The sequence below is a fragment of the Paracoccus chinensis genome, assembly GCF_900102885.1.
Lineage (GTDB): Bacteria > Pseudomonadota > Alphaproteobacteria > Rhodobacterales > Rhodobacteraceae > Paracoccus > Paracoccus chinensis.
The window spans coordinates 1-3,128 of the sequence record NZ_FNGE01000052.1 but is presented as its reverse complement, the minus strand read 5'-3'; the positions used below and the strand labels follow the sequence as shown (position 1 = coordinate 3,128).

Here is a 3,128-nt window from a genome sequence, read left to right as displayed (position 1 = left end):
CAGAAGTTGGCAGCGCACCGAGAACACGGCACCCCTGACGAGGTGCAGGTGTTCGATTACATCTACGGCGTACTGCACTGCCCGGCCTATCGGGACACCTATGCCGAGTTCCTGAAGATCGACTTCCCCCGTATCCCTTGGCCGGCAAGGCCGGACGAGTTCTGGGACGTGTCAGCCAAGGGCACCGAGTTGCGCAAGCTGCACCTGATGAACCCCGATGCCATCGGCCTGACGCCCTATCCCTTCATAGGCGACGGCGACAACGTGGTGGACAAGCCCCGCTTCGAGGATGGCCGCGTCTGGATCAACGCCACCCAGTATTTCGACAGCGCGCCTGAGGTGTCCTGGGGTTTCTTCATCGGCGGCTATCAGCCCGCCCAGAAATGGCTGAAGGACCGCAAGGGCCGCCCCCTCAGCTTCGAGGACGTGAAGCACTACCAGCGCATCCTGAAGATCCTGGCCGAGACAGACAGGATCATGGGGACGATCAGCATGACGCTGGATGCTCCAGCGTAACGGCTACGGCTGTTCCATGAAACCAATTACCAACCGCTTGGGTTTATGGTAAGGTGCCGCCATGCCGACTGTTCTTCGCCTCGATGGCCTGCGGGTGGTCATCTACCCCGCCGATCATCGCCCCGCTCATGTCCACGTCATCGGGGCCGAGGGAGAGGCAGTCTTCGTGCTGAACTGCCCGGACGGCCCGCCGCATCTGCGGGAAAGCTACGGGTTCTCACGGCATGGCGAACTGCGCATCCTGAAAGAGCTGGCTGCGCATCTGTCCGTCCTCTGCCCCAAGTGGAGCGAGATTCATGGAGATTTCTGAGCAGGAGTTCCAAGCCGCCGTCCTCCGAGGCGAGGAAGTGCGTCGGAACGGCTATGCCGTCAGCGCCGAATATGACGCCCACCAGAACCGCTTGGTCGTCGGTCTAAGCAACGGCGTCGTCATCATGGTGCCCGTGCATCTGCTGGAGGAACTGGCAGAAGCCGGGGCCGACGACCTGGCCGAGATCGAGATCAGCCCGGCTGGCCTCGGCTTGCACTGGCCCCGGCTGGACGCTGATGTCTATGTGCCTGCGCTCATGCAGGGCGTGTTCGGAACGCGGCGATGGATGGCCGCGCAGCTCGGCGCAACCGGCGGCAGGGCAACCAGCAAAGCCAAGGCGGATGCCGCCCGTGCAAATGGGCGCAAGGGCGGACGCCCGCCCCGCTCGACCTCGCTCTGAAGCTGAGAGGTTGAGCAGCTTGCCCTTGCCCGCGCAGACACCAGTGATCGAAGCGGGTAAAGGCAGGCGGGGTCAGTGATCCAGCCCATGATCGTGGTCACGCTGCCGGTGCTGCCTCTGTTCGTGGGCTTCACGCTCAATTTCCCGCTGCAGGTCCAATTGTCAGCGCTCGTTGTGCACGTCAAGGTTTGAATCCAGGTATCACTTGCATTGCGGAGGTCTCATGATGACGATTAATCCCCTGATGAAAACGCCTGTTTGTGATGCTGTGTAAAAAATCAAGGCATCCCAGCCATTAGACCAAGATACTCCATCTGGGACCACTCGATAAAGCGGCCCATATCGACTAGGTTCACTAATTAACTTTGGCATCCAAGGATAAAAAACAACAATAACAAAAAGCATCAATGTGACAGTAGAGATTATGATTAGAGCGATTGCTGAGCGTCTTTTTGTGGGAACGTAACGAGCATGCATCATGAGCAACTCAGAGTCCGAAAACCTGACGAGCAGTGAGTAGAAGAAGCTCACAACGCAAACCAGTATAATTCCTGCCATATACGTCACTTGCCAGTTTGCAGAAGCAAAGCCAAAGGCTTCAAGTGAGTAGTTATAACGCCTTTCCAGGACGGGCAGATAGTGCCTGATAGCCTGTCCAAACCTATTGATAATGACATTGCTGGGAAAGATGTCGTACAGAATCTTTGCAGTGATGAAGGCTACAATAAACAACCCTCCAATGGGGATGGATATTTTCTTGGTTTCTGGAGAGATTGCCTTGCTCATTTATATCTCGAATTACTGATTTTGACTACGTTATCAAGTATTCGAAGCAGCCTATAAAGGACGCCCGCAGGGGTGATTCAAAACAACTGTCTGCACCTGACTCCAAGCCCCGGTAGGGCAGGCCCGCCCCGGAGACCTCACAGATCGGAGGGGCGGGCCTGCCCGGCTCATGGGCTACAGCTCGTGGCCCAGCTCGTCGTCGCGGCGCGCATGGGCCTCGCGCTCCTTTACAAGCTCCAGCTGGCGGGTGCGTTCGGCCTGTGCCGCCACCTGCCGTTCCCGCTCCAGATCGCGCGCCAAGTCGTCGCGCAGCCCGCCCTGCGCGGCTTCCGCAAAGAAGTCGCCCCAGGCATCCTGTGCCGGTTCCAGGGCCTCCAGCGCCCGCTCGGCCACCCGCCCGAGCCACTCGCGGGCGTGACCGGCCAGCTCCTGGGCCACCCGCCCGACCTCAAGGGCGCGCTCCCGGACCTCGTGCCACACCCGGACGGCGGCGACCTCGATCCCGCGCTCCTTGAGCTGCCACGCCCCGAGCGAGAGCTGCGGCAACGGCTCCCGGTCCAGTTCCACGGCCCGCACCGTCTGCACCAGCTCCTCGACCTCGTCGCCGCGCTCCCGTGCCTCGGCCGCCAGCTCCAGCGCCTCCGTGCGCTGTGCCTCCAGCGTCCGGTGGTCGATCCGCAGCGCGTGGCCCGCCCGCTCCAGGGCGGCGTTGCAATCCTGCGCCCAGGCCTCCCGCCAATCCTCCAGCACCGCTACGGCGTTCCAGTCGCGGTTCTTGGTGGTGAAGCCGTCTGCGTCGATCTCGCGGGTGGTCAGCAGGATATGGGCGTGGTGGTTGCGCTCGTCGCCCGTGAGTCCCGGCGCGTGGAGCGCAATGTCCGCGACCATGCCGCGGTCCACGAAGGACCGCTGGCAGAAGTCGCGGACCAGCGCGACGCGCGCCTCATGGCTCAGCTCGGCGGGCAGGGCCACGCGGATTTCGCGGGCGAGCTGGCTGTTCTTGCGGGTCTCGGCGGCCTCCACCCGGTTCCACAGCGCGGCGCGGTCATGGACCCAGTCCGGCGCATGGGCAGGGGCGAGGATTTCCACATGCTCGACGCCGCTGCGCGCCCGGTA

The 3,128-nt window shown here is 61.9% G+C and carries 5 protein-coding genes; 3 read left to right on the top strand and 2 right to left on the bottom strand.

Annotated features, from left to right (window positions below):
- From BLQ03_RS17475 to BLQ03_RS17465, 3 genes are all read left to right on the top strand, one after another.
- On the top strand, positions 1 to 516 hold a 516-nt coding region (locus BLQ03_RS17475; protein ID WP_342672033.1), incomplete at its 5' end, for a type ISP restriction/modification enzyme.
- 61 nt (positions 517 to 577) lie between these two features.
- Positions 578 to 826, top strand: coding sequence for a DUF4160 domain-containing protein (locus BLQ03_RS17470; protein ID WP_090757567.1), 249 nt, complete (start codon positions 578 to 580; stop codon positions 824 to 826).
- Positions 813 to 1,226: a DUF2442 domain-containing protein gene (locus BLQ03_RS17465; protein ID WP_090757566.1), complete on the top strand. Its 414-nt coding sequence runs from the start codon at positions 813 to 815 to the stop codon at positions 1,224 to 1,226. Before BLQ03_RS17470 ends, BLQ03_RS17465 begins: the two co-directional genes overlap by 14 nt.
- Before the next feature lie 201 nt (positions 1,227 to 1,427).
- Here the strand turns inward: BLQ03_RS17465 and BLQ03_RS18165 are convergent, their stop codons facing one another.
- Together BLQ03_RS18165 and mobQ are read right to left on the bottom strand one after the other, a co-directional pair.
- Positions 1,428 to 2,012, bottom strand: a complete 585-nt coding sequence (locus BLQ03_RS18165) for a hypothetical protein (protein WP_139166809.1) — start codon at positions 2,010 to 2,012, stop codon at positions 1,428 to 1,430.
- A gap of 174 nt (positions 2,013 to 2,186) precedes the next feature.
- Positions 2,187 to 3,128, bottom strand: a 942-nt coding sequence (mobQ, locus tag BLQ03_RS18960) for a MobQ family relaxase (protein WP_245689002.1), incomplete at its 5' end; no start/stop codon positions are given.